This window comes from Gemmatimonadota bacterium, from assembly GCA_009692115.1.
Taxonomy (GTDB): Bacteria; Gemmatimonadota; Gemmatimonadetes; order Gemmatimonadales; family GWC2-71-9; genus SHZU01.
The window spans coordinates 83,839-109,108 of sequence record SHZU01000002.1 but is presented as its reverse complement, the minus strand read 5'-3'; the positions used below and the strand labels follow the sequence as shown (position 1 = coordinate 109,108).

The following is a 25,270-nucleotide window of genomic DNA, read 5'->3' as shown; positions in this document are numbered from 1 at the left end:
TGCCATTTCCTGGTCGATTACGATTCGCGGCCTATGGAACTCCGCGATCGCATTCTCGAAGCCGCCGCCCAGGTCTATTCCGAAACCGGCTTCCGGGGCGCCACGACTCGGCGGATTGCCGAGCGGGCCCATGTCAACGAAATCACGTTGTTCCGCCACTTTGGGTCGAAGACCCGGCTGCTGCACGAAGCAATCCAATGCGCCAGCAGCTCGACGCCCTGCGCCCTCCCCACTCGATCGGCCAACCCTCGCGGTGAACTGCGAGTCTGGGCGTTGGCGAATCATCACGAGATGTTCGAACGCCGCTTCCTGATCCGCACCGCCATGGGTGAGATGGAAGAGCGACCGGACATCTTCCCGATGGATCGGAGTCAGGCCGTGTGTGCGGGCCTCGAACTCAAGGCCTACCTCGAGCGGCTTCAGGCGGAGCACCTCATCGCGGCGGAGATCGACCTCCGGGCTGCCACCACCATGTTCATGGGCACCCTGTTCGCCGACGCCATCAGCCGCGACATCCTGCCGTCGATGTACCCAGACCCACCCGAGATTTCGGTCGACCAATACCTCGATCTGTTCGCCCGGGCCCTCGCTTTGAAGGAGCCGTTATCGTGACCTATCGCCGTCCTGCCCTGCTCGCCGCCGCCCTGTTGGCGTCTCTCACCGTCCGGAGCCACTCGCAGGCGCAGCCTCCCCGCACGCTATCGCTCGAAGAAGCCCTGACGCTTGCCCGGCCGGCGAGCGAGGCGGTCGGCATCGCCCGGATCGGAGTTGAACGAGCCCGGGGCCAGGTCTTGCAGGCCCGGAGCGAACTGTACCCGCAGCTCGCCGGATCATTCTCCTACAGCCGGCAGCTCAAGTCCCAGTTTGACAACGTGTTCGGCGGGACCGTCGACACCTCCACCGCCCCGCCGCCGCCGACGAGTTGCGACGCCTTCGCCGCCGATCCGACCAAGCCGATCGGGCAGCGACTCGACGATCTGGAGCGGGCCGTGCGGTGCACGACGACCGTGAATCCGTTCGCCGGCTTCAGCCGCCTGCCGTTTGGCCGGAAGAACACCTACACGCTCGGGCTCTCGGGGTCGCAAACCTTGTTTGACGGAGGCCGGATCTTCGGCCAGATGCGGGCGGCTGAAGCCGGCCGGGCCTCAGCTCGGATTGCGCTCACCAGCGCCGAAGCCCAACTCGTCCTCGACGTGGTCCAAGCCTACTACGACGCCGCCCTCAGCGACCGTCTCCTGGCCATTGCCCAAGCGACCTTGGCGCAGGCTGACACGACGTTAGGCCAGACTCGGCTTCGGCGTGAGGTGGGCACCGCACCGGAGTTCGACGTCCTCCGGGCCACCGTGGCGCGCGACAACCAACGGCCCTTGGTCATTCAGAGCCGGACCCAACGGGTCCTGGCCTACATCCGGCTCCGCCAACTCCTCAACTTGCCCGTCGACCAGCCGTTGGCCCTGTCGACCGAACTGGCGGACACCGCGGTCGCCAAGACCCCGTCGCTGGCCCGGCTGGCGGCCTCCGCTCCGGATACGGTGGCGGCCCACCGAGCGGCCGTTCGTCAGGCGGCGCAGGCGGTCCGGGCCCAGGAAGGTCTGGATCAGGTCTCCCGGTCGCTCCGATTGCCGAGCCTGGCCCTGACCAGCCAATACAGCCGGATTGCCTATCCATCCCGAGGGCTCCCCGGTCTCGATGAATTCGTGACCGATTGGCGATTGGCGTTAGGCATCCAGGTCCCGATCTTCACTGGGGGCCGGCTCAAGGGCGACCGGGTGCTGGCCAAGGCCGGCCTCGACGAGGCCCGGCTCCGGAAACAGCAAGTAGCCGAGGCCGCCGAACTCGACGGACGAAACGCCCTCTCCCAACTCGAGGCGGCCGCCGCCAATTGGCAAGCCAGCGAAGGGACCGCCGCCCAGGCGACCCGGGCCTATCAAATCGCCGACATTCGGTTCCGGGAAGGAATCTCGACCCAAACCGAATTGCTCGACTCGCGGATCGCCCTTCAACAGGCCGAGGTCAATCGGGCCCAAGCGGCACGCGATCTCCAGATTGCCCGGGTCCGGGTGGCCTTGTTGGCCGATCTGCCGCTCGGAGGCGCCCCCGAGGCCGCTCCCGCAACCCGCACTCAATCGAGCCGCCCCCAGGCGGCCCAGCCGGCTTCCACCGGAGGTCAGACGTTCCCATGAGATTCCCTGTGTTGCTCCGCTCCACGATGGTGACCATAGCGGTCACGGCCCTCGCGGGCTGCGGTAAGGCCGGCGCCGGTGACAGCGCCTACACCGAAGCAGCGCCCGTGCTGCTCGGACCGGAAGACCTGTTCGTCGCCGAATCGCGAACCCTCCAGAACGGACCGGCGATATCCGGAACGCTGACCGCGGCGCGGTCGGCCACGATTCGGGCCGAGGTGCCCGGCATCGTCGTGGAGGCGCTCGCGGACGAGGGACAGGCCGTACGAGTGGGGCAAGCACTTGGGCGCCTCAACGACGATGCGATTCGTGACCAGGTGTTGTCGGCCCAAACCGGACTGCGGACGGCCACCGAGGCCCTCGTGGTCGCGAGAAGAAACGTCGAGCGGTCGGGGAAATTGGCCCAGGCGGGGGCCGTCGCCGAGCGGGAACTGGAACAGTCCCGGTGGTCGGTCATGAATGCGGAGGGCGCCGAGGCTGAGGCCACGGCCCGTCTGGCCAGTGCCAAGAAGCAACTGGGGTATACCCGGATCCGGTCGCCGCTGAACGGGATCGTCAGTGAACGCAACGTCAACGCCGGCGACAATGTCTCCGCCGGCAATCCCCTGTTTTCCGTCGTCGACCCGTCGAGCCTCCGGCTCGAAGCCCAAGTCCCGGTGGCGGCCGTCGGCCGTCTGACGGTCGGCACGCCGGTCGGCTTCACGATCGACGGCTACGGCGACCGGACCTTCGACGGCAAGATCAGCCGGATCAACCCAGCGGTCGATCCGGCCACCCGGCAGGTACGGATCACGGTCACCCTTCCCAACCAGGCCGGTCGCTTGGTAGCGGGAGTCTTTGCCCAAGGGCGCGTCGCCGTCGAATCCCGGACGGGCCTGGTGGTACCGAGTTCGGCGGTTGATCGCCGCGGGATCCGCCCCACGGTGACGAGAATCCATGGCGGCATGGCCCAGCGACTCGAAGTGGCCCTCGGCATCGAAGACCAGACGATCGACCGGATCGAGATCACCAGCGGCCTCGCCGTCGGCGACACGGTCGTGATCGGGTCGGCGCGCGGCCTCCAATCCGGTACCAAGGTCCGTCCCTCCGCTCCGGCCGAACGGGCCGGGAGCAACTGACCCGGAGACGACGATGATCATTTCTGATTTTGCGATTCGGCGGCCGGTCATCACGATCGTCGCCATGATGTCGCTGGTGGTGTTCGGCATCTTTGCCTTGCTCCGGCTCAAGACCGACGAGTTTCCCGAGATCAATCCGCCGTTCGTGACCGTCGCCCTCATCTATCCGGGCGCCTCGCCCGATGGCGTCGAGAAGGAGGTCCTCGATCCGGTCGAAGAGGCCATCGCCGGGATCGCGGGCGTCAAGCGAGTGATCGGGGCCGCTGAGGACGGGTTCGGACGCGTCTTGGTTGAATTCCAGTTCGACAAACCACTGGGCGAAGCCACCCAGGACATTCGCGACGCCATTTCCACGATCCGGAACGACCTTCCCCGGGAAATGGAAGAGCCGATCATCAAGAAATTCAACGACACCGATCGGCCAATCGTGTCGCTTGCCCTTTCCTCGGTCACTCTCTCCTCGGGTGAACTGACCCGGCTCGCCGACCCGGGGGTTACCCGCGAACTCCGCTCGATCGCCGGCGTCGCCGAGGTCACGGTCGCTGGAAAGCAGGACCGCGAGCTGACCATCGAACTTCAACCGCAAGCCCTTCAGGCCACTGGGGTAAGCGTTGGACAAGTAGTTCAGGCCATTCAAGCCCAGAACATCGCGGCCCCGGTGGGGCGGCTCGGATCCGGCGATGCGGAACGCTCGATCCGGCTCAAGGGGCGGCTCGAGAGTCCGGCGGAGTTCGCTCAAATCGTGGTCGTCGAGCGCCAGGGCCGGGTCATTCGCCTTGGGGAGCTGGCCACCGTCCGCGACGGGTTCGAGGAACAGCGAAGCGTGGCGTTGTTCGACGGAGTCGAGGCCGTCGGGATCGACATCAAGAAATCCCAGGGGTACAGCACTACCGAAGTGAGTAGCCGGCTCTTGGAACGGATCGAGCGGGTGAAGCACCGTCTGCCGGAGAGCGTGAAGCTCGAGGTCATTCGCAATTCGGGCGAGCGGGTCGAGAGCTCCGTGTGGGAGGTGGAGAAGGCCCTGCTCGAGGGTGCCCTGCTGACGGTGCTGGTGGTGTTCGTGTTCCTCAACTCCTGGCGGTCGACGGTGATCACCGGACTCGCCTTACCGGTGTCCGTGTTGGCGTCGTTCATTGCGGTCTGGGCCTTCGGCTTTACGCTCAACACGATGTCGTTGCTCGGATTGTCGCTCGCCATCGGGATTCTGATCGACGACGCCATCGTGGTGCGGGAGAACATCGTCCGGCACGTCGAGATGGGCAAAGACCATTTTCGAGCCGCCCATGAAGGCACCGACGAGATCGGCTTGGCCGTGACAGCAACGACTTTCTCCTTGCTCGCCGTGTTCATTCCGGTCGCTTTCCAAGGCGGCTTGACCGAACAGTGGATGAAGCCGTTCGCGCTGACGATTGCGTGCGCGGTGGCGGTATCGTTGCTGGTGTCGTTCTCACTCGACCCGATGCTTTCGGCCTACTGGCCCGACCCGTACGTTCCACCCGAGAAGCGCGGCTGGATCACCCGCCAGTTGGACTGGTTCAACCTCTGGTTCAACCGGCAGGCAAACGGCTACCGCCGAGTGGTGGCCTGGGCCCTCGACCACCGGCTATCGATGCTGGTCCTGACGGTGGGAACCTTCTTCGCGGCGTTCACGCTGCCGTCAAAGGGGCTCCTTGCCCTGCTCGGCGCATTGATCGGCGTCAGCATTGCGGCGTGGGCCGCCGGACGGGCAGCGTGGCCCACCAAGATCCTCGGTACGGCCGTCGGGATCGGCATCTCAGTCGCCCTGGTCCAGGTCGCGCCGACTTACAAGAAGGTCGGCTTCGGATTCTTTCCCATCGATGACCGGTCCGAGTTTAACATCAAGGTGGAAACCCCTCCCGGCTCGAGCCTCCTCTACACCCGCCAAAAAGCCGGGATGGTCGAGCGGATCGCCCGCAGCGTCCCCGAGGTCCGCTACACCTATAGCACGATTGGCGACGGCGCCACCGGGTCGGTGGACGCCGGCACGATCTTCGTGCGCCTAACTCCCAAAAAGGACCGGGACCGAAGCGCCGACGACATCGCCGCCGTGGTCCGGGACTCGGTCAAGGCCACCACCGGGTTCACGACCTCGGTCTATACCAGTGATTTCAACGGCGGCCGGAAACAACTCGCGCTCAACATCCGGGGCGAGGACGGCGCGGTGCTCAATGCCGTGGCGGAGCAAGTGAAGTCGATCGTCGCACAGGTCCCGAACGTGGTCGACCTGTCGCTCTCGACGAAGGGCCAGAAGCCCGAGGTCAATGTCGAGCTCAACCGCGGCCTTGCCGGCAGTCTGGGCGTTACCGTAGGGCAGGTGGCGCTATCGATCCGCCCCGCGTTCGCCGGCATCGACGCCGGCGACTGGGTCGACCCGAGCGGCGAGACCCGGGACGTCCGGATTCGCCTGGCCCCCGAGTATCGCGAACGAATCACCGATCTTGCCCAACTGCCCTTGGTGGTGGCTGGACCGAACGGGCCCGTGACGATTCCCCTCGGTCAGGTGGCGGAGATCCGCCAAAGCATCGGCCCCGCCGTCATCAACCACTTGAACCGTGACAACAACGTCGCCGTCGAGTGGAACGTCGCCGGCCGCTCGACCGGAGAAGTGATGGCCGACGCACAGGTCAAGCTCCAGGCACTCGATCTCCCGCCGGGAGTCGAGATCGCCACGGGTGGCGACCAGGAGGGCCAGGACGAGGCCTTCGGAAGCATCTTTTTTGCACTGGGCGTCGCCGTCTTGCTGATGTACCTGGTGCTCGTGATGCAGTTCGGGTCATTCCTCGACCCCCTGGCCATCATGGCGTCCCTGCCCTTGTCCCTGATTGGGGTCTTCCTGTCGCTTTCCTTGGCGAATTACACCATTAATATCATGAGCCTGATCGGCGTCATCCTGTTGATGGGGATCGTGGCCAAGAACGCGATTCTGCTGATTGACTTCGCCAAGTGGGCCCAGGAGGAAAAGGGTCTCTCGATCCGGGATGCCCTGATCGAGGCCGGCGGGATCCGGCTCCGGCCAATCATGATGACGACCGTCGCGCTGATCGCCGGCATGATTCCGATCGCGCTGGGGACAGGCGAGGGCTCGCAGTTCCGGTCCCCGCTCGGCGTGGCCATCATAGGCGGGGTGATCACGTCGACCTTGCTGACGCTGTTAGTTGTGCCGACCTTCTACGAGGTCCTCCACGAGACCAGGGCTCGGTTCTTCGGCGCCAAGAAGGCTGCTCACCGGAACCTTGATCCGGCGGCCGCCCCGCCGCTGGCGCCGAAGCACACTCCATGAGGTTCCGATGATCAAAGAGTATCCCGACCACCATGACGCGGAGTTGGTGCTCCGCGCCTACGACCTCCGCCGTGAGCCGGTCCTCCGAGAGGCCCGCAAGGCCATCGTAATGGACTGGTGGCCCAAGAGCCTCGACGACGTCACGGCCATCGCCGCGTGGAGCCATCCGCAAAACGGAATGTTCCGCCAGGTCACGAGCTACTGGGAGTTGGTGTATGGGATGGCCCGGCACGGCATCGTCCATTCGGAATACATGGCCGACTCCGCCGGTGGCGAAGGGTTGATCATCCTCGCCAAAGTCTGGCCGTGGCTGACGGAAGTGCGGGCCGGAGGAAGCGGCGCCCGTTTCCTTCGGAACACCGAGTGGATCGCCACCGAGACCGAGGCCGGCCGCGAGATGTTTGGGCGCCTCAAGGATCGAGTCGAACAGATGCGATCGGCCCGCTGAATGAACCCGCCTCCGAAGAAGAAAAAGGTCGACTACAAGGCCGCTTGGCCCGAGGCCAAGGCGCTGATCTGGAAGCATCGGCACCGGATCGCCCTGGGCATGGGCCTGATGCTGATCAGCCGGGTGGTCGGGTTGGTGCTGCCGGCCAGTCCCAAAGTCCTGATCGACTATGTCTTGGTGCCAACCGGAGTCGCCGGCGTCTGGGCCCGCCTGCTTCCGCCTGACCACGGTGATCGCCTGTGGTTGATCGCGGCGGCGGTGGCTGTGGCCACCCTGATTCAGTCGATTACCAGCTTTGCACTCACCCGAATCCTTGGCGTGGCCGCCCAGCGAGCCATCACCGACATGCGGCGGAGCGTCATGGAGCACGTGGTCCGGCTTCCGATTCGGGCCTTTGACGCCACGCAGACCGGCCAGTTGGTGAGCCGGATCATGAACGACGCCGAAGGAATCCGCAATTTGGTCGGTACCGGGCTGGTCCAGATTACCGGCGGGTTGGTGACGGCGGTGATCGTGCTCGGCGTGTTGTTCGCTCTGAACTGGCAGTTGACCGCCGTGACCCTGATCGTGTTGCTCCTGTTCGGCGGCGGCATGGCGCTCGCCTTCACAAGACTCCGGCCCTTGTTCCGGGAACGCGGCAAACTCAACGCCGACGTCACCGGGCGGCTGACCGAGACCCTCGGCGGCATCCGAGTCGTCAAGTCATACGTCGCGGAGCGCCGCGAAGAGTGGGTGTTCACCAAGGGCGTTCACAAGATGTTCCGGAACGTGGCCACGACCATGACGGGCGTGTCCGCCGTGGGGGCCGGTTCAGCCCTGGTCGTCGGCGTGATCGGAGCCTTGATGATCGTGGTCGGAGGCGGCAGCGTCCTGGCCGGCCGGATGACCATCGGCGACTACTTCACCTATGCCTTGTTCACCGGCATGATGGCCTTTCCGCTGGTTCAACTGGCGTCGATCGGAACCCAGTTCAGTGAAGCCTTCGCGGGGCTGGATCGGATTCGCGAACTCAAGTCGATGGCCACCGAGGACGACGAGGATGCCGAACGGTCGCCGATCGGCGCGATCACCGGCCGAGTCGCCTTCGAGGACGTCTGGTTCGAGTACAATCCGGGGGTGCCGGTCCTCAGAGGCATTTCGTTTCAGGTTCCCACCGGCACGACGACGGCGTTGGTTGGATCGAGCGGTTCGGGCAAGAGCACCCTGATGGGCCTGGTCATGGCGTTCAATCGCCCGACCAAAGGGCGGATCACGATCGACGGACAGGATCTGGCGGGGCTCAAGCTCCGCGACTACCGGGCCCACCTCGGCATCGTGCTCCAAGACAATTTTCTGTTTGACGGAACGGTGGCCGACAACATCCGCTTTTCGCGGCCCGACGCCAAGCGGGAGGACGTGATTCAAGTCAGCAAGATCGCCCACTGTGACGAGTTTATTCAGGGGTTTGCGGACCAGTATGATACGATCGTCGGGGAACGGGGCGTCCGCCTGTCCGGTGGTCAGCGGCAGCGGGTCGCGATTGCCCGGGCCATCTTGGCCGAGCCCTCGATTCTCCTGCTCGACGAGGCCACCTCGAGCCTCGACAGCGAAAGCGAAGCCCTGATCCAGAGCGGGCTCAAGGCCTTGCGGACCGGTCGCACCACGTTCGTCATCGCCCATCGGATGAGCACGATCATCAGCGCGGACCAGATCCTCGTGATCGAAGGGGGTCAGATCGTTGAGCGCGGGACCCACACCGAGTTATTGGCGGCGGGTGGCCGGTACCTTCAGTTGTACGAGAAGCAGCATCGGATCGAGCAGGACCGGTTTACCAATCCCGGCGAAGAACTCGTCGCCGACCGGGAGCCGGCAGTGGCGACCAGCGGGGCGGCCAAGGCAGCCCCTGCCTGACCCGCGGGGTTGCCCTTAGGCGGCGGCGAGTGGGCTACGTCGCGGGAAGCACCGTGATTGGCAGCGAGCGGACCCGGCGGCCGGTCGCGGCAAAGACCGCGTTGGCCACGGCCGGGGCAATGGGGGGGGTGGCCGGCTCGCCGACCCCGCCCGGGTCAAATGGGCTCGACACGATATGCACGTCGATGACCGGCATCTCCGACATTCGAAGCATCGGATAGTCGTGGAAATTGGTCTGTTTGACCTTACCGCCCTGGATCGAAATGCGTCCCTTGAGCGCGGCGGTGAGCCCGTAGACAATGCCGCCTTCCATCTGGGCCCGGACCGTATCCGGATTGACGACCGTCCCGCAATCGACCGCACAGACCACCCGGTGCACCCGAACCACGCTCCCGGTGACGCTGACCTCCGCCACCTGAGCCACCCAGCTCCCGAAGGACTCATGCACCGCCACCCCCCGAAACCGACCGGCCGGAAGCGGGGTGCCCCAGCCGGACTGCTCCGCCGCGAGGTCCAGGACCGCCCGATGGCGAGGCGCATCCGCGAGGAGAAGGCGACGGAAGGCCACCGGGTCCCGGCCGGCAGCCGCCGCGAGTTCGTCGATCATGCACTCAACCGCGAACGCGGTGTGAGTATGGCCAACCGAGCGCCAATACCCGACCGGCACCGGGAACCGGGCCTCGGCGTATCGAAACTCCCGGTTCGGAACCGGATAGGCCATGTCGACCGCGCCCTCCATCGCGCTTTGGTCGACCCCGCCCTTGAGCGGGCCAGCCAAGTGCGCCATCCACTCAGGCACGACGCTCGGCAAGAACTTGGCGAAGATCGATGGCGACGCCACGATGTGCCTCCACAGGACCGGAGCGCCGGTGGCATCGAGACCCGCGGCGATGGCATGCCTGGCGATCGGGCGGAAGAAGTCGTGTTGCATATCGTCTTCCCGCGTCCACACCACCCGGACCGGTGCCTTGACCGACTTGGACACTTCGACGGCCTCTCGGACGAAATCAACTTCCGACCGACGCCCGAAGCCGCCCCCCAGGTGGGTCGTGTGGATCTCGACCTGATCGACCGGCACTCCCGCAATACTGGCGGCGACTCCTCGGGCCCCCCCGCCCGCCATAAAGCTCGGCGCGGCCTGAAACTGAGTCGGCGCCCAGACGGTGACGCCGTCAGCCCGAACATCCGCGGTACAGTTCATCGGCTCCATGGTGGCATGGGCCAGATACGGCACATCGAACACCGCCTCGAGCAGCGTGGCGGGCACCACCGACGCGAGGTCGCCCGCCGATTCCGCCAGCCGCCCCCCGGACGCGATCAGGGTATCGAGTTCCTCCGAGATGGTGGCATCGCTCAACGCCGCTGCGGCCCCCTCGTTCCAGAGGACTTTGAGGGCGTTTCGTCCGGTCCGGGCGGCCCAGAACGTGGTGGCCACCACCGCAACCCCGCTGGTGGTCGGGAATACCTGCTTCACCCCGGGAACCGCCAGGGCACCGATCGGATCGTAGGTCACCAGCTTGCCGCCGAGCGTCGGACTCCGGGCGATCACGGCCACCAACGCGTCCCGCGGGCCGGCATCGGACCCGAATACCGCTCGGCCGGTCACCTTGTCCAGCAGATCGAGCCGCCGAAGCGGCTGGCCGATCAACCGGAACTCACTCGACTTCTTGAGCGTCACCGCCGCAGGAACCGGAAGACCGGCAGCCGCCTCCACCAGCGCTCCATAGCCGGCCCGACGGCCCGACCCGGCGTGGACGACAAAACCTGCTTCGGTCCCGCACTCCTCAGGCCGGACCTTCCACTCGGCCGCGGCCGCCCCGATCAGCATGGCCCTCGCCGTCGCGCCCGCCTGCCGCAGCGGCCCCCAGGCGGCCCGCACCGACGTGCTTCCGCCGGTAGCCTGAATCTTCATGATTGGGTTGTAATAGGCCTCATTCGCCGGCGCGAATTGGTATCGCACCAACCCCCAATCAGCATCGAGCTCCTCGGCCACGAGCATCGGGAGAGCCGTACTGATGCCCTGCCCCATCTCGGACCGGTCGACCATGACCGTGACCACACCGTCCGGGCCGATCCGAATCCAGGCGTTAGGCGCGAACGCGGCCGTCGATGAGGGGGCGGGTTCGGAACATCCGTCGAGCGACACCGCCAGCGTGAGTCCGGCGCCGACGCCGGCGGCTACTCGAATGAATTCGCGGCGTTCCATTGACCGCTACTTGCGAACGACCGCGGAGTACCCGAGCGGGTCATTCAGGGCGAACGTCAGGCGGTCCGCGGCTTGATCGACCCGGGCGCTGTAGGCCGATCCGGTGTTGACGTCGCTGACTCGAATCTTGAAGAGATCCCCGGCGCTGAGGGTGCCAAGCACCACCACCCGCGTGGTGGTCGGTCCGAGCGGCGCCGACGCCACTTGGTACCCGCCCACCGCCTTGACCTCCGAAATCACCCCGGTCACGACCAACAAGAGCGCCCCGTCGGTCTGGCTCGGACCCGTGTAGGCGACCGTCAGATCGCCGGCCACCGGCTTGGTGGGCTCGGGCCCGTCCTTACCGCCGCAACCCGCCAACAGTCCGATCAGAACGGCCCCGCCAATTGAGCGTCTCATCTCAGGCCCCCTTCGTGGCGATGGCCCGGAGCAACTCGGGCGACGGTACTTGGCCCTTTCGCCTCAACAACGACAACAAATCGCCGATATCGTAGACCCCGTTCCGATTCCCCAGTTGATCGAGGAACTCCTTCTGGTCGCTCGTCAGCCTAGCGGTGCCGAGGATTTCCGTGGTGGCGTCGGCGACCGGCACGTCCAGCTCCACGATGAACGTCGCTTCGAGATCATAGGGCCGTCCCATTGAGACGGTGATCGTCGGGATGGCGATCGTCGTATCACCCCGCCAGCCGACGAACAGCGATCCGGCGGCCGGAAGCGCCGTCAGCACCGCCGGCGTCCCCTCCGTCAGAAAGAACCCGGCCGTGAGGTCGCCGGTTTGGTTGGCGGTGACCGTTCCCTGCCCGACACCCGTTCGGACCACCTGGAGGCGATGATCGGCAGCAAAGGTCGCCGAGATGGTATCTGGCTTCACGCCGCTGATGACAACTTGGCGCCGCGGCCCGCCGATGCTCCAGGCCAGGAACCGCCCTCGGGTCCGGCCGGTGAACACCTCCTGAACCGAGTCAGCGTCGAGCCGCAACGCCTCGCCCTGGGCAATCACGTCTTCAAATCGGCCCCAGAGCTGGTCATTGACCCGGACCGAGGCGCCGGGAAGGGTCGAGCGCACCACCGACGGATTCCGGCGAAGAAACCGAAACCGGATGACTTGGCTTGGCAACGCCTCGATCCGGTCCACGATGAAGCCCGCGTATTCTCCAAAATTCGACCGGGACGCCGGGGTGGTGGTCAACGACCACGTGGTATTGCCGGTCGACCCGGGATAGGGATCACCAATGTCGCCCCGATTTCGGGTCGACCCGCTGCTTCGGAGATTGTTGAGGCCATCGGCTTGCTTCAGCGCCACGCCCTGGATCGAGCCGGTATTGATCCGGTTGGAGGGGCGCCCCGACGCGATTCGACCCAGGTCGATATGCCAGAGCAGCAGGCCCGGACCTTTCAGACAATTGGAGCGACAGTTCGCCGCCGTATTTCCGCCGGGGTTGAGCGCCGCCGTGTCCGACTCGACCGCTTGCCGGTTCTCGATCAGCAGCAGCTCGTTGTTGGCCTCGAGTCGCGCCAAGAAGATGGTATCGGACGCCTGCCGCGGACCGGTCTTCACCGTTCGGCTGGCATTGAGCGTGTCGACCGTAACCCAGCCTAACTCATTGAGCGACCAAGCATCGTAACCGGTCGGGCTGTACGCTCTGGAGTAGTTCCCACTGCCCATGATGCCCCATTCGCCGATGCCCTCCGTTCCGCTACCGCTGACGTCAGTGTCGTAGAGGTCCGGCAAGCCGAACGCATGCCCGGTCTCATGGGCCACGGTGCCGATCGGCATGATGAAGCCCGCACCGCACCCCGAGGCCCCGCCCACTTGGCTCTGGATCGTATAGTTGTTGACCCGGACGAATTGCCCCGCGATCGGTTGGCCGGCACCATTCCGCCGTGGGGTCTTGGTCACGTATTTGGACCCGCCGTTCCATCCCGCGATCACAAACCGATGGGCCCACACCCCTGGGGTCGAACAGGCCCCATCGACCGTCGGTTGCAGGAAGGTGACGAAGTCAACATCGCCGTCATCGTCACCGGAGTTCGGAACGCCGTCGGGGCCGTCGTTGTCAAACTGATTCCACACGGTGTCACCACCAGCTCGGTTTGACACCGAGTCCAGCACGGCAATCAGCATGTTCCCGAGTCGCTGGCCGCCATCGGAGCAGGTAGTCCGGACGCCGATGCCGTTGCAGCCGTTCTCGTAGTAGGTGTTGCTCGAGTCCACCCGAACGCCGTCGAACACCCGGCCGTCCATTCCGATCCGGCCATTCGAGACTTGCTCGTAGTACGACTTCAGCGTGAAGGGGCGTTGGTCTGGCGGGGTGGCGCCGAACAGGACCTGCTGGAAGTTCGGCACCGGATAGGCCACGTCGATGTTGTTGTAGGCAATGGCCAGCACCGGAACGAAGAACGTGCCGGTCACCGCAAAACTGCTGGCGCCGCCGCCCGGCGCGCCGAGGGCAAGCAACCGGCCGCTGCTGTTGAGCGACCGGAAGTCGCCCCGCTCGATCGCAGCCCACCGATTAGCCCGAACCTGCGCCGCTCGGGCCCGCCAAGCCGAGGTCGGAGCCCAATCCATGCCCGGCACCTCGAACCGGCCGGCCACCGCATTCGGCCGCTGCGCCGCCAGGCTGGTGGCCGCGCCGACCGTGAGAAGTCCGATCATTCCAAGCCGAGCTAGCATCCCCATCCTCCCCGGAACCATCCCGAACCCGATCGGGAATACTGCGAATACTACTAGGACACGGCGCCACGGCGCACCACCCGACCCGGCCGGCCCCTCCCGTCCCGTTCCGAGACATCCAGCTTGTGCTCGGCCCCCCGGCCTAATAACTTAACTCCTTGTTGCGTAACGGGATCGCTCCATGTTTCCCGTCAACACTTCAGCGGCGAGGGACCCCATGTCGAGCACCACTGTCACCACCGACATCTCACTGTTCAACAAGTGCCGGGACTTCACCCGGGCCGACGAGGTCAAGGCGGCCGGTCTTTACCCCTATTTCAAGCCCATTTCCGAGTCGGAAGACACGGTTGTCGTCATTGAAGGCCAGAAGCGGATCATGCTGGGGTCGAACAACTACCTTGGCTTGACCCACCATCCGAAGGTACTCGAGGCCGCCACCCGCGCACTGCACCTTTACGGCTCCGGCTGCACCGGGAGCCGGTTCCTGAACGGCACGCTCGACCTCCATCTCCAACTCGAAGACTCGCTGGCCCGCTTCCTCGGCAAAGACGACTGCATCGTCTTCTCGACCGGCTACAATGCCAATCTCGGCCTGATCTCCGGTTTGGTTACCAAAGGCGATGTCGTCTACCTCGACAAGCTTGATCATGCCTCGATCGTCGATGGCGCCAAAATGAGCTATGGCACCACCGAACGGTTCAATCACGGCTCGCTCGAAGGCCTGGAGCGGAAGCTCGCCCGGCACGATGAGTCGGGCGGCAAAATGGTGATCGTCGACGGGGTCTATTCGATGGAAGGTGACATCGCCGACATCCCGAACCTCCTCAAGGTCTGCCGCCGCCATGGGGCGGCCCTGGCGGTCGACGACGCTCACTCGATCGGCGTCCTCGGACCGAACGGCGACGGCACCGCCGCCCACTTCGGGCTGTCCGACGAAGTCGACATCATTGCCGGCACGTTCTCCAAGTCGCTGGCCTCGATCGGTGGATTCGTCACCGGGTCCAAATCGGTCATCAACTACCTCCGCCACCACAGCCGGCCGTTGATCTTCACGGCCGCGTTGCCGCCCGCGAACACCGCCGGCGTCTTGGCCGCGCTCGAAGTTCTCCAGCAGGAGCCCGAGCGGCGGACCCAGTTGTGGGCCAACACCAAGCGCCTGGCCGACGGCTTCAAGCACCTCGGCTTTGACGTCGGCCCGTCGGAAACCCCGATCATTCCAATCCTGATCGGACCGCTCGACCGGACGCTCATGATGTGGCGGAAGGTGTATGACGCCGGCGTGTTCACGAATCCGGTGGTGCCGCCCGCTGTACCCCTGTCCCAATGTCGGCTCCGGACCAGCGTCATGGCCACTCATACGGCCGATCAGATCGACTATGCCCTCGAGACGATCGGGAAGCTCGGCCGGGAGATGGGCGTCATCTGAGCGCGCCCGTAAGGGTCTTGGCGGTCTCGGACCGCGCCGGACTCAAGGCCTTCATCGATCTGCCGTTTCGACTCCACCAGCGGGACCTGTTATGGGTCCCGCCGTTGCGTCGGGATGTCGAGATCCTCCTCTCTCGGATCAAGAATCCATTCTTCGAGCACGGGGAGGCCGAGTATTTCCTGGCCGAACGCGGAGGCGAAGTGGTGGGCCGGATCGCGGCGATCGTCAACCGGCTCCACAATGAGGCGCACCATGACCGGGTCGGGTTCTTCGGGTTTTTCGAGACGATCGACGATCACACCGTCGCAACGGCGCTCGTCGAAGCCGCGGCAGCCTGGCTCAAATCCAAGAGTTTCGATTCAATCCGGGGTCCGGCGTCGTTTTCCGTCAACGACGAATACGGCCTGCTCGTCGCCGGGTTCGACACGCCCAACACCATCATGATGCCCCACAACCCGGCCAGCTACGCCCGACTGCTCGAAGGCGCCGGCTTGGCCGGGGTGAAGAACCTAACGGCCTACCAAGGGGGCGACGAAAAACAGTTCGTGACGCCGCCCGATCGGATCCGGCGAGCGGTCGACATCGCGAAGAAACGGTTCGGCATCACGGTCCGGGCGCTCCGCCTCAAGGACTTCAAGGCCGAAGTCGAGACCGTCAAGACTCTCTACAACCGGTGCTGGGAATCAAACTGGGGCGCCGTGCCAATGACCGATCCCGAGATCGATCACTTGGCAGCCCAGTTTAGGCCGGTGGTGGTGCCCGATCTGGTACCCTTTGCCGAGCGCGACGGTGAACCCATCGGCTTCGGGCTGGCACTCCCGGATTTCAACCAGATCCTCCGGACCAATCGGCAGGGACGGATGTGGCCGGCCGCGCTCCAATTGCTGTGGGCGGTGAAACGGCAGAAAATCCGCCGGACCCGGATCCTTCTCTTGGGCGTCCTGCCTGAGTACCGCGGGAAGGCCGTCGACGCCCTCCTTTATCATTGGATCTGGACCAAGGCAGGCGCCCGCAACATGACCTGGGGCGAAGGTGGATGGGTGCTGGAGGACAACCCGGTCATGAACGCCGGACTGACGAACCTGGGGATGACCCCGTACAAGACCTTCCGCGTCTACGAGCGCCGCTTGTGAACGTGCTGGTCACCGGTGCGACCGGCTTCGTAGGTGGCCACTTGGTCGACGCGCTACTGGCCGGTGGACATTCGGTCTCGGCCCTGGTGCGAAGCCCATCGAAAGCCGGCGACATGACGGCCCGAGGCGTCAAGGTCATCGCGGGCAACGTCGATCGCTCCGACGGCTTGGCGGAGGCCTGCGAAGGCCACGACCTCGTCTATCACGTGGCCGGACTCGTCGCCGCCCGGAGCCAAGCCGAGTTCGATGCCGCCAATCGAGACGGCACCGCCCGCCTGGTAGCCGGCGCCATCGAGGCCCAATGTCCCAGATTCATCTTGGTGTCGTCCCTGGCCGCTGGGGGCCCTACCGTCAGAGACAGGCCCTTGACCGGGATCGAGCCCCCCCATCCGGTCACTCAGTACGGCCGGAGCAAGCTCGCCGGCGAAGAGGTCGTTCGTGCGTCCGCATTGGACTGGACGATCATCCGCCCACCCGCCGTCTACGGCCCCGGCGACCGGGAGTTGTTCCGAGTATTCCGAGCCGCGGCGTTAGGGTTTGCTCCGGTATTCGGCAGTGGCGCTCAGCAGCTTTCGTTCGTGTATGCCCCGGATCTGGCGGAAGCGCTCGTCGCGGCCGGGACGGCCCCAACAACGTCGCGGCGAACCTATTATGCTTGCCACCCGGAGGCGATCTCCAGTCGCCGGTTGATCGAACTCGTCGGGGCGGCGATGGGAAAACGGGTCAAGATCTTCGGCATTCCAGAGCCACTCGGCCGAGCCATCCTTTGGGCCACCGATCGGGCGGCCCGGGTGGCGGGCAAAGCCACGGTACTCTCCTTCGACAAGGCAGCCGAGTTCTTCGCGCCAGCCTGGCTCGCCGACCCGGGGCCGTTGACCACCGCTACGGGGTGGACAGCCCGGCACGATTGTGAGACGGGTGCCCGCCTGACGGCTGATTGGTATCGCCAGCATCGGTGGTTGTGAGGCCCCGACCATCCGAGTGGCTGCTTGGCGGCTATGCCACGGTCGTCATCGCCACGGGACTGGTCCGGATGGATCGGTATCCCGCCGCCGCGTGGGCGGTGGTGGCCCATGGACTGCTGCTGGTGCTCTTGGGGCTGTTCCAATCTCCCCGACTCGGGCCGGCCGGCCGGCTGCTCCGGGGCGCCGCCCCGTTCGTCGTCCTGCTGGCACTCTACGGAGCCCTCGACCTCCTGAGCGGCTTCGGGGCCGAGCGAACCTACGACGTCCTGATCCGGCAATGGGAACGCGGCCTCTTCGGCCACGAGATCAGTGCGGAATGGTGGCGCCGGGCGCCAAGCCCCTTTTGGTCCTCGGTGCTCCATGCGGCGTATTTTGCCTACTACTTCGTCGTTCCGGTCCCGATCCTGATCTCGATAGTCCGGCGCGACGAGCCCCGGCTGGTGTTCGCCAGTTTCGCGTTGATGGCCACCTTCGTCGTCTGCTATTTGTGGTTCATTTTCTTTCCGGTGGCGGGGCCCTACTACGAATACGTTCGGCCCGACGCGTGGTTCACGGCCAATGGGCCGGCCCGGGCCGTGTACGGCGTACTCGAGCGGGGGAGCTCATACGGGGCCGCGTTTCCATCGTCACACGTGGCGGCCACCTGGGTAGCGGCCGCGATGACGTGGCCTGCCTCCCGCCCCGTGGGCGGCGCACTCATCGTCGCCGCCGGGCTCCTCACCGTCGGGGTGGTCTACTGCCAGATGCACTACGGGATCGACGCCCTCGCGGGGGCGATCGTCGCGGCGATGGTCGTTCCCGCCACGCGGTGGATCTTCACTTCGGCTGGTCGTACCGTTCCAGGTAATTGATCCCGTCCGCATCGATGTGCCGGACGTAGACCCCTCGAGCCCCAAAGCCCACCACCCGGCGTCCAACCGGCAGGGTCACCCGGCGAGCCACCGCGCCATCGGGGCCGATCAAGTCGTAGGTCCGCGCGGCACCGGCCGGGCCCGATCGCTCGATCCAGAGGATCCCGTCCGGTGCCGCGAGCACCAGACCGGTCGCGGCCGGCTTCGCGGCGGGCCACTCCGTTGCGGCAATGTCTTCGGCCTCTTCCCTGGCTCCGTCGGATCGGCCTCGGCTGAAGTTCATCGAAACCTGTCCGTTGCGGTTTTCCATCGAGACCGAGAGTCCGTTGGCGGCCTGGTCCGCCTGGTATTCCTTCTTCTCGGCCTCGCGAATGGGCACGGCGACAGCCGGTATCGGCTTCCCAACCGTTCGGACGCCAGCCGCTGAGACCCAGTCGACCCGGTACACCGGAGCCCGAACCAGCGCGACTCGGCCATCCGGAGCAACCGCCCACGAATCCTGGGGAGGGTACGGCGTCGGCCGCTGGCGCATGTTGCGGTTGTTGGGTCCGCCCGACTCCTTGGTGATCATCGAGGGGAGTTTGACTCGGGCCACGGTGTCGGACCGGCCCGACGCCCGATCCCAGCGAATCACGACCGTGGAGTCGGCTCGGGGTCCGCCGCCCAGCGGCTGGTAGTAAATCCGGCCGGCCGCATCGACCGCCCTCGGAAAGATCAGCGAGAACGCGCCCTGGCCGGGCTGGCCCTGCGCAATCGGAATCGACTCACGGTACTTGCCGGCGCCATCGAAGATGCTGAGCCGGGCATTCCCGAGATCGACGACCATCGTGGCCTGGCCCGGCAGCGGAAAGAGCGCGTCGGGTGCCTTGTACTCACCCGGCCCCTGCCCCGACCGACCGACGGTGTCGAGCTTCTGCGTCGCCAAGTCGACCCGGAGTACGACATTGTCGATCCCATCGGCAATCAGCACCCGGCCATCCGCCAATTCCCTGGCGCCGCCGATGGTACTGAATTGATGGGCCAGCCTGGCGGCCGGCCTGACGAGCTTGGCCTCGGGTTGGGCCGCCGCGGGTGCCGCGGCCGCGAGCGAGAGGAGCGCGAGCAAGCAGCGTCGGGGCATGGGGATCTCCGGGGAATGGCGGTGGCAACGGGTGTCCGATGGGGATGCCCCGCCCCGGCGTTCCGTCGCGGGGCGGAGCGAAGAAACAAAGGCCCCGGCGTAACCGGGGCCCCTGAAATATTCGAGATCCACCAACTACTTGATGATGAGGTGACCGTTCATGTTCATGGCCATGTGCGGCGTGCAGGTGAACTTGTAGTCGCCGGTCGCCAACCCCGCGAGCGAGATCTCGTAGGTCTGATTCGGCTCGGTCAGGAGCGGCCCGTTCAACTCACCCAGCTTGTCGCCCAACATGGCGGCATCAAGCGCCGCGGCCGAACCAGCCGGAATGCTGTCGGCGAAGAACTGCACGTTGTGGGGCCCGCCGCTGACATTTACAAACACGATCTTGTCGCCCGCCTTGGCCTCGATCATGGCCGGGACGAACTTGTAGGCCGTGCCGTCGTACTCCATGTTCACGGTGATCACGCCGCCGGCCGGAGCCGGAGCCGCCGCCTCGGTCGAAGCCGCCACCGCCGTGGAGTCGACCGCCGGAGCCTTCTCGCCGCCGCCACAGGCAGCCAACCCAACAACCGCCGCCACTAGTCCGATCTTCCGCATTCTCCGCATCCCCCAATTTGGCCGTGGTCTCGGGTCAGAACCTGGATCGCGCTTGCCACGAGAGCGCGATCGCTTGTGAAATGATTCACAAGTATAAGGGACTTGTTCCCCCACTTCCAGGGCCTAGGTTCCGGCCATGGCGAACATCCCCAGTTGCAGAGACGTCGGCGCCCAATGCCACGGCCTGGACGTTACCCTCCGGGTGGCCAAACTCGATGGCGGTCCCGAGTCGGGCGACCACGAGGCGACTTGGCTCCTCGGCCATACCGAGCGGCTCGACTTCGGCCCCCTGACCGGCCACGGTGCCGAGCTTCGGTGCCAGGCGTACTTGGCGATTCCCTGCCGGTTCGCCACGGTCGATGGGCCGAACGTTGCCTGCGGCGCCCACGGCTTCAGCGGGTCGGCCCCCCGCCCCGTGCGGCAGCGAGCGGAGCGGAAACTCGCCGGGAATCAGGTCTCACTGGCCCATCACGGCCGGCTTCAGCCGATTGAAATCTCACCGGTCCCCGATCGGGGACTACCAGTCCTCGGGGGCGACAACCCCTGCGCCACCGCGCGATGTCGGACCGCGGATCGGACCGTCGGCGCCGCCTGCTGCCGGGACCTCCAGATCGAGATCCTGTGTTCACCCGAGGAGAGCGAACGCGAGTCCCTGGTTCGGGCCCGGAAGTCCCCTTACCTCTGCAAGGTCGACCGCGAGAGCCCGGATTCCCTCGGAGCCGAGGTCATCTCCGCGTGCTCGTTCCTGGCCGCAGATCGGGTCAGCTGCAGCCTCCATGGGCGCCAGCGGCCGGACGGTCGAACCGCAAAGCCGGACCTCTGTTTCGACTGGCCCAGCCCCGGCGATGTGTACCACTCGGGATGTGTTTTTCAACCAGCCCAGTTACCTAAGTAGTTGTCCGAAAACGCTTTAGATGATCGCATCGAGCAGAATCGGGCTGGAGGCGCCTGGAACCTGTGCAATTGGCCTCAGGTCAAGCGTCATCTTAACTATTGTCGGAACGCGGACGACCGGGGGGAGGGGGGGAAGCTCGGAATGACCGATGAACTAGAGCGCCTCTACAAGTCCACCTACACGGCAGTAGTTCGATTTCTGTACCGAAAGGTCTTCATCCGGGCGATGGCGCACCGTCCCGAGAAACCGCGGGCCTGGGTTTTCGCGGTGGCGGCCAACTTGGCTCGCGACGAAGCCCAAGCGGCCATTCGGCGCCGGAAATGCCGGCAGACGAGGTCATGGAGCAGGACGAACGCAGAGCCTCCGTCAATCTGGCCCTGGCCGAATCGTTCAGACCATTGAGGGGCCGATGGATCGGGTTCAGGATCTGGTGGTCCGGCACCGAGCGCAGCACGCGGGACTCGGCGCCAGTCAACCCGACCTGACGCCTCCGGACTATCTCAGCGACGGGGCGGTCAGCGCCCGGCGGGGGCTCCGGATCCTTACGGTCACCGGCCAGCTTCCTGCCGACTCGCTCAACCTATTGGCTCGGAGTATCGCCCTCCGCGAGTAGAGCCGGGGGCGCACAGTATGCGACGAGGGGTCGGCCACCCGGGCCGACCCCTCGTTTTGTCTTATCACTGGACCTGCTCCGAACGGCTACGCGCCGACTTCCTTCGCGGGGCCGTGATCCGCAGCCGGCGCCTCGTGTCCGTGGTGCTGTTCGGCCGCCAGGGTAATCTCCGCCAGCCGCGGGGAAATCATCGGGAACCGTCTGGCGAATACCGCATAACAGAGCAGAAAGAGCCCCAGCATCAGCAGGGTCGGCCCAAGTTCTGGAAGGCCGAAGACCGGACCATGCTCTTTCGTGACCGACGGGAGCACCAAGAGGTAGCGCTCCAGCCACAGCGAGCTGAAGCTCACCAGGGCGAACACGCCTAGAACCAGCGGTGTCCGCTTTGCCGCAACGAAAAGGAGGCCCCAGAACGGCAGCAGGAACATGCCGACGAAGACCGCCCGGCCAATCGGCATCCACTCGCCCCAAAGCCGGGCAAAGACGAACCCGGTTTCCTCGTCCATGTTGCCGTACCAGATGACCAGAAACTGGGACCACATCAGATACGCCCAGAACACAGTAAAGCCGAAGCAGAGCTTACCCAGGTCGTGCCGCTGCTTCGGGCTTACCAAGTCGGAGATCCCGAGGTGGCGACCGCCGTAGATCGTCATCAGGGCCAAGCAGGTATGGGCTCCCAAGAACGAGCCCATGAAATACCACCCGCCCAGGAGATTGCTGAACCAGTGCGGCTGGAGGGCCATCATTCCGTCGAACGCCACGATCGAGAACACCAACGCATAGAGGACGACATAGACGGCGGCCAGGCGGCCAATCTTGGCGTCGTGCGCGGCCCGGCCAGCCGGCGTCGGATCAAACCCCTGCGCGATGCCCTGGTAGAGCCCTTTGCGAGCATCGGTGACGACATCCTTGGCCAGCGAAATGTCCGGCGCCAAGTCGGCCCGAACCAGCGACCACCCAACCCAGTACAGCAATCCGAGGCCCGTCAGCAACCGGCCGAACATGAACGGCTTCGAGAGCCAAAGCGCCTTGCCATGCGAGAACGAATGCAGTTGCTCATGCATGTGGCCATAGATCGGTTCGTACCCGACCGTAAAAATGGCCACCAATCCCGCCAGGGAGACCACCGCGAAGAAGACGTGGGCCTGGGCGAATCGAATGATGACCCCGGACCACTTGGCGTTGGCCAGTTTGTGGACGGCGGACACGGCCAGACTACCGCCGGTGATGCCGGTAAAAAACAGCCAGTTGACGTGGAACAAATGCCAAGCGCGCTCGGAGCCGACCGAGGTCATGGCGTACCCGAACAAGGCGGCGCCAACCACCGCAAGCAACCCGCCGAGATTGAAGAACAGGTCGTAGCGGCCGCTGAGGCCGCGAGCCACCAGGCGATCGCGGAGATGCGAGGTCATTTGACCGTTCCTTCCGCCGCAGGGGCCGGTGCCGGCGCCGTCAGGCCCTGAAGTTTTCGGAGGTAATTCACCACGGCCCAGCGGTCATGCTGGCGGAACATCTTGTCACCATACAAGGGCATGCCCGCCCGCCCATACCGCACGATGCTATACAGATAGCCATCGGTGAAGCTCTTGGCCCGGTCGGTCACGAGCGACATCGCGCCCAGCCGCACGCCGACGGGGCCTTTGCCGTCACCGAGATCGCCGTGGCAGGTGGCGCAAAACGTCGCGTACAGGGTATCCCCCCGAGCTAAGGTGCGAGCCGGATCGGTCGGGTTGACTTGGCGACTGCCGACGAGACTATCGAAGCCGTAGAGCGGAATCGGGCCGGTCAGATTCCCGGTATTCCAGTCGGCCTCGCCTCCGGTAATCGGGACGGTGCCGGGCGGTGTAATCCGGGGCACATCGGACCGTTGGTAGGGACTAACGGCCGGGGATTTGATCATATGATCGAACCACGGCACCAGTTTCATCAGGTCGTCCGGGGACGGCAACGTATTGTAGTACCAGTTGCACCCCGACAGACTTCCAACCACCAGGAGCGTGAACCAGGATTTACGAGCCATGTTCGGTGACCTCCTCCGGCCCGGTTCCCTCGAGGAACGTGCGAACGGCGCCGCGTTGCTCCTGGGGGCAGGGGACGAACAGCCCGATGGTGTCATCGCTGAACTCGGGTTTATAGGGCCGCCCCTTGAGAGATTTCATCGCCGACAAAATGATGACCCCCGCGACGGTTGAGAGCGCGCCGTACAGGATCGTGAGTTCGAACCCCAGCACGACGAACGGCGGAATGGCGACGATTGGCTTGCCGCCGACCAGGAGCGGCCAGTCCACGGCCATCCAAATCGACATCCCGAAACCGGCGGCGCAACCGGTCATGGCCCCGATCAGGGTAAAGGCCCGGACCCAACTGACCGGTTGGTCGAGGGCTTCCTCGATGTGGTGATTCGGCGCGGCCGAGTACACGGTAAGGTCCTTGAAGCCTTTGGCCTTCAAGCCCTTGATCGCATTGACGGCGGCGTCCTCATATTTGAACGAGGCAAGCACGCCCGAAACGGCTTTGGCCATCAGTGTGCTCCCCCCTTTCGACGCGGCATCGGAATCATCTCCTTGATTTCCTGAATCGCGACGACCGGGAAGGTCCGCGCGAAGAGCAGGAAGTACATCCCAAACCAGCCGAACGAGCCGACCAGGATGCCCCAGTCAGCCCACGTCGGGTTCATCTGGCCCCAGGCAAAGGGGAGGAAGTCATTGGACAGCGACGAGGTAATGATGACGTAGCGCTCGAACCACATCCCGATGTTGATGAAGATCGAGATGACGAACAAGGCGGTCAGGTTCCGCCGGACCTTCCGAAACCAGAGTAGCTGCGACACGAACGCGTTGCAGGTGATCATGGTCCACCCGGACCACCACTGGGGGCCGAACGCCCGGCGCCAGAAGGTTTCCTGCTCGTAGGTATTCCCGCTATACCAGGCCACGAAGTATTCCATGCCGTAGGCGTAGAACAGAATCGTCCCGGTGAGCAGCGTGAGCTTGGCCAGGTTATCGAAGTGATACTCGGTGATCAGGTGCTCGATCTTGAGCACCCGGCGGAGCGGAATGACTAGGGTGAGCACCATGCCGATGCCGGAGTAGATGGCCCCGGCCACGAAATAGGGGGCGAAGATCGTCCCGTGCCACCCCGGTATGACCGACATTGCGAAGTCCCAGGATACGACCGAGTGGACCGAGAGCACCAGAGGAGTCGCCAGCGCCGCGAGGTAGAGATATCCTCGGCTGTAGTGCCGCCACTGGGAATCGGCTCCGGTCCAGCCGAGCGACAACGCCCCATACAGCTTCTTGCGCCAGCCGGTCATCTTGTCGCGAACGGCGGCGATATCCGGCACTAGGCCAACGACCAAGAACGTCGTCGACACAGTGAGGTACGTCGAGATCGCGAAGACGTCCCAAATCAGCGGCGACTTGAAGTTCGGCCAGAGCCAGCGCTGGTTCGGGTACGGCAAGAGCCAGTAGAAGATCCATTGGCGTCCGATGTGGATGATCGGAAAGAGACCAGCCGTCATGACGGCAAACACCGTCATGGCCTCGGTGGACCGGTAGACGGCCGTTCGCCACGGAGACCGGAACAGGAACAGGATGGCCGAAATCAGGGTGCCGGCATGACCGATACCGATCCAGAAGACAAACGTCGTGATATAGACGGACCAGAAGACCGGCGGATTGTAGCCGGCCAAGCCGAGGCCCTCTTTCAGCAACGCCACGAAGGTGGCGGCACCGATCAAGAACATGCCGATGGCCGCGAACAGGGCCATGTAGTAGCCCCGGCTTGGCGTCTGGAGGGTATTGACGACGTCGCGGGTGACCTCCGCGTGCGTCATGGCGGGCCGGGA

General features: G+C 65.1%; 21 protein-coding genes. 12 read left to right on the top strand and 9 right to left on the bottom strand.

Annotated elements, in window-relative coordinates:
* The first annotated feature begins 33 nt into the window (after nt 1–33).
* The 6 genes from EXR94_02940 (at nt 34) to EXR94_02915 (ending at nt 8,940) form a co-directional block, all read left to right on the top strand.
* Nucleotides 34–612 carry a TetR/AcrR family transcriptional regulator gene (locus tag EXR94_02940; GenBank protein ID MSR01686.1) on the top strand — a complete coding sequence of 193 codons (579 nt, stop codon included), beginning with the start codon at nt 34–36 and terminating at the stop codon, nt 610–612.
* A complete protein-coding gene (locus EXR94_02935; protein MSR01685.1) occupies nt 381–2,183 on the top strand; it encodes a TolC family protein in 1,803 nt (600 codons plus the stop codon). Before EXR94_02940 ends, EXR94_02935 begins: the two co-directional genes overlap by 232 nt.
* Nucleotides 2,180–3,301 carry an efflux RND transporter periplasmic adaptor subunit gene (locus tag EXR94_02930; protein MSR01684.1) on the top strand — a complete coding sequence of 374 codons (1,122 nt, stop codon included), beginning with the start codon at nt 2,180–2,182 and terminating at the stop codon, nt 3,299–3,301. Before EXR94_02935 ends, EXR94_02930 begins: the two co-directional genes overlap by 4 nt.
* Before the next feature lie 1,609 nt (nt 3,302–4,910).
* Complete coding sequence (locus EXR94_02925) at nt 4,911–6,602, top strand: efflux RND transporter permease subunit (GenBank protein MSR01683.1); 1,692 nt, start codon at nt 4,911–4,913, stop codon at nt 6,600–6,602.
* 7 nt (nt 6,603–6,609) lie between these two features.
* Nucleotides 6,610–7,050, top strand: a complete 441-nt coding sequence (locus tag EXR94_02920) for a hypothetical protein (protein ID MSR01682.1) — start codon at nt 6,610–6,612, stop codon at nt 7,048–7,050.
* Nucleotides 7,051–8,940 (top strand): ABC transporter ATP-binding protein, encoded by a 1,890-nt coding sequence (locus EXR94_02915; GenBank protein ID MSR01681.1) that lies wholly within the window; start codon nt 7,051–7,053, stop codon nt 8,938–8,940.
* 34 nt (nt 8,941–8,974) lie between these two features.
* Here the strand turns inward: EXR94_02915 and EXR94_02910 are convergent, their stop codons facing one another.
* The 3 genes from EXR94_02910 to EXR94_02900 are packed head-to-tail and all read right to left on the bottom strand — an operon-like array spanning nt 8,975 to nt 13,841.
* Nucleotides 8,975–11,146 carry a xanthine dehydrogenase family protein molybdopterin-binding subunit gene (locus EXR94_02910; protein MSR01680.1) on the bottom strand — a complete coding sequence of 724 codons (2,172 nt, stop codon included), beginning with the start codon at nt 11,144–11,146 and terminating at the stop codon, nt 8,975–8,977.
* A gap of 6 nt (nt 11,147–11,152) precedes the next feature.
* Nucleotides 11,153–11,545, bottom strand: a complete 393-nt coding sequence (locus EXR94_02905) for a hypothetical protein (protein MSR01679.1) — start codon at nt 11,543–11,545, stop codon at nt 11,153–11,155.
* Nucleotide 11,546: 1 nt separating this feature from the next.
* Nucleotides 11,547–13,841 carry a M6 family metalloprotease domain-containing protein gene (locus tag EXR94_02900; GenBank protein ID MSR01678.1) on the bottom strand — a complete coding sequence of 765 codons (2,295 nt, stop codon included), beginning with the start codon at nt 13,839–13,841 and terminating at the stop codon, nt 11,547–11,549.
* A 223-nt stretch (nt 13,842–14,064) separates the two neighbouring features.
* On the opposite strand from EXR94_02900, the gene EXR94_02895 reads away from it, so the two are divergent.
* The 4 genes from EXR94_02895 to EXR94_02880 are packed head-to-tail and all read left to right on the top strand — an operon-like array spanning nt 14,065 to nt 18,195.
* Nucleotides 14,065–15,246, top strand: coding sequence for a pyridoxal phosphate-dependent aminotransferase family protein (locus tag EXR94_02895; protein MSR01677.1), 1,182 nt, complete (start codon nt 14,065–14,067; stop codon nt 15,244–15,246).
* Between the two features lie 17 nt (nt 15,247–15,263).
* Nucleotides 15,264–16,379, top strand: coding sequence for an N-acetyltransferase (locus EXR94_02890; GenBank protein MSR01676.1), 1,116 nt, complete (start codon nt 15,264–15,266; stop codon nt 16,377–16,379).
* Nucleotides 16,283–17,344, top strand: a complete 1,062-nt coding sequence (locus EXR94_02885; protein ID MSR01675.1) for an NAD(P)-dependent oxidoreductase — start codon at nt 16,283–16,285, stop codon at nt 17,342–17,344. The genes EXR94_02890 and EXR94_02885 overlap by 97 nt, the downstream gene beginning before the upstream one ends.
* Nucleotides 17,341–18,195 carry a phosphatase PAP2 family protein gene (locus EXR94_02880; GenBank protein MSR01674.1) on the top strand — a complete coding sequence of 285 codons (855 nt, stop codon included), beginning with the start codon at nt 17,341–17,343 and terminating at the stop codon, nt 18,193–18,195. The genes EXR94_02885 and EXR94_02880 overlap by 4 nt, the downstream gene beginning before the upstream one ends.
* Here EXR94_02880 and EXR94_02875 read toward each other — a convergent pair.
* Nucleotides 18,161–19,315, bottom strand: coding sequence for a hypothetical protein (locus tag EXR94_02875; protein ID MSR01673.1), 1,155 nt, complete (start codon nt 19,313–19,315; stop codon nt 18,161–18,163). The two genes, EXR94_02880 and EXR94_02875, sit on opposite strands and share 35 nt — an antisense overlap.
* A 135-nt stretch (nt 19,316–19,450) precedes the next feature.
* Nucleotides 19,451–19,924, bottom strand: a complete 474-nt coding sequence (locus EXR94_02870) for a hypothetical protein (protein ID MSR01672.1) — start codon at nt 19,922–19,924, stop codon at nt 19,451–19,453.
* Between the two features lie 127 nt (nt 19,925–20,051).
* On the opposite strand from EXR94_02870, the gene EXR94_02865 reads away from it, so the two are divergent.
* The gene (locus tag EXR94_02865) at nt 20,052–20,810 is read left to right on the top strand and encodes a hypothetical protein (GenBank protein MSR01671.1); all 759 of its coding nucleotides are present in this window, start codon (nt 20,052–20,054) and stop codon (nt 20,808–20,810) included.
* A gap of 409 nt (nt 20,811–21,219) precedes the next feature.
* Complete coding sequence (locus EXR94_02860; GenBank protein ID MSR01670.1) at nt 21,220–21,423, top strand: hypothetical protein; 204 nt, start codon at nt 21,220–21,222, stop codon at nt 21,421–21,423.
* An 86-nt stretch (nt 21,424–21,509) separates the two neighbouring features.
* Here EXR94_02860 and EXR94_02855 read toward each other — a convergent pair whose 3' ends face one another.
* Genes EXR94_02855 through EXR94_02840 form a run of 4 tightly spaced genes read right to left on the bottom strand, consistent with a single transcriptional unit; the run spans nt 21,510 to nt 25,258 of the window.
* Nucleotides 21,510–22,835, bottom strand: a complete 1,326-nt coding sequence (locus tag EXR94_02855; protein MSR01669.1) for a hypothetical protein — start codon at nt 22,833–22,835, stop codon at nt 21,510–21,512.
* A complete protein-coding gene (locus EXR94_02850; GenBank protein ID MSR01668.1) occupies nt 22,832–23,539 on the bottom strand; it encodes a c-type cytochrome in 708 nt (235 codons plus the stop codon). The genes EXR94_02855 and EXR94_02850 overlap by 4 nt, the downstream gene beginning before the upstream one ends.
* Complete coding sequence (locus EXR94_02845; GenBank protein ID MSR01667.1) at nt 23,433–23,945, bottom strand: DUF3341 domain-containing protein; 513 nt, start codon at nt 23,943–23,945, stop codon at nt 23,433–23,435. The genes EXR94_02850 and EXR94_02845 overlap by 107 nt, the downstream gene beginning before the upstream one ends.
* Entirely contained in the window at nt 23,945–25,258 is a 1,314-nt protein-coding gene (locus EXR94_02840; GenBank protein ID MSR01666.1) for a hydrogenase, read from the bottom strand. Before EXR94_02840 ends, EXR94_02845 begins: the two co-directional genes overlap by 1 nt.
* Nucleotides 25,259–25,270: the final 12 nt, after the last annotated feature.

Coding starts and splice junctions, on each gene's coding strand:
- EXR94_02845 (MSR01667.1), bottom strand. CDS start 23,945: ATGGCCAAAGCCGTTTCGGGCGTGCTTGCCTCGTTCAAATATGAGGAC.
- EXR94_02940 (MSR01686.1), top strand. CDS start 34: ATGGAACTCCGCGATCGCATTCTCGAAGCCGCCGCCCAGGTCTATTCC.
- EXR94_02885 (MSR01675.1), top strand. CDS start 16,283: ATGGGTGCTGGAGGACAACCCGGTCATGAACGCCGGACTGACGAACCT.
- EXR94_02855 (MSR01669.1), bottom strand. CDS start 22,835: ATGACCTCGCATCTCCGCGATCGCCTGGTGGCTCGCGGCCTCAGCGGC.
- EXR94_02915 (MSR01681.1), top strand. CDS start 7,051: ATGAACCCGCCTCCGAAGAAGAAAAAGGTCGACTACAAGGCCGCTTGG.
- EXR94_02925 (MSR01683.1), top strand. CDS start 4,911: ATGCTGGTCCTGACGGTGGGAACCTTCTTCGCGGCGTTCACGCTGCCG.
- EXR94_02850 (MSR01668.1), bottom strand. CDS start 23,539: ATGACACCATCGGGCTGTTCGTCCCCTGCCCCCAGGAGCAACGCGGCG.
- EXR94_02930 (MSR01684.1), top strand. CDS start 2,180: ATGAGATTCCCTGTGTTGCTCCGCTCCACGATGGTGACCATAGCGGTC.
- EXR94_02900 (MSR01678.1), bottom strand. CDS start 13,841: ATGGTTCCGGGGAGGATGGGGATGCTAGCTCGGCTTGGAATGATCGGA.
- EXR94_02905 (MSR01679.1), bottom strand. CDS start 11,545: ATGAGACGCTCAATTGGCGGGGCCGTTCTGATCGGACTGTTGGCGGGT.
- EXR94_02870 (MSR01672.1), bottom strand. CDS start 19,924: ATGCGGAGAATGCGGAAGATCGGACTAGTGGCGGCGGTTGTTGGGTTG.
- EXR94_02840 (MSR01666.1), bottom strand. CDS start 25,258: ATGACGCACGCGGAGGTCACCCGCGACGTCGTCAATACCCTCCAGACG.
- EXR94_02860 (MSR01670.1), top strand. CDS start 21,220: ATGGATCGGGTTCAGGATCTGGTGGTCCGGCACCGAGCGCAGCACGCG.
- EXR94_02865 (MSR01671.1), top strand. CDS start 20,052: ATGGCGAACATCCCCAGTTGCAGAGACGTCGGCGCCCAATGCCACGGC.
- EXR94_02910 (MSR01680.1), bottom strand. CDS start 11,146: ATGGAACGCCGCGAATTCATTCGAGTAGCCGCCGGCGTCGGCGCCGGA.
- EXR94_02920 (MSR01682.1), top strand. CDS start 6,610: ATGATCAAAGAGTATCCCGACCACCATGACGCGGAGTTGGTGCTCCGC.
- EXR94_02875 (MSR01673.1), bottom strand. CDS start 19,315: ATGCCCCGACGCTGCTTGCTCGCGCTCCTCTCGCTCGCGGCCGCGGCA.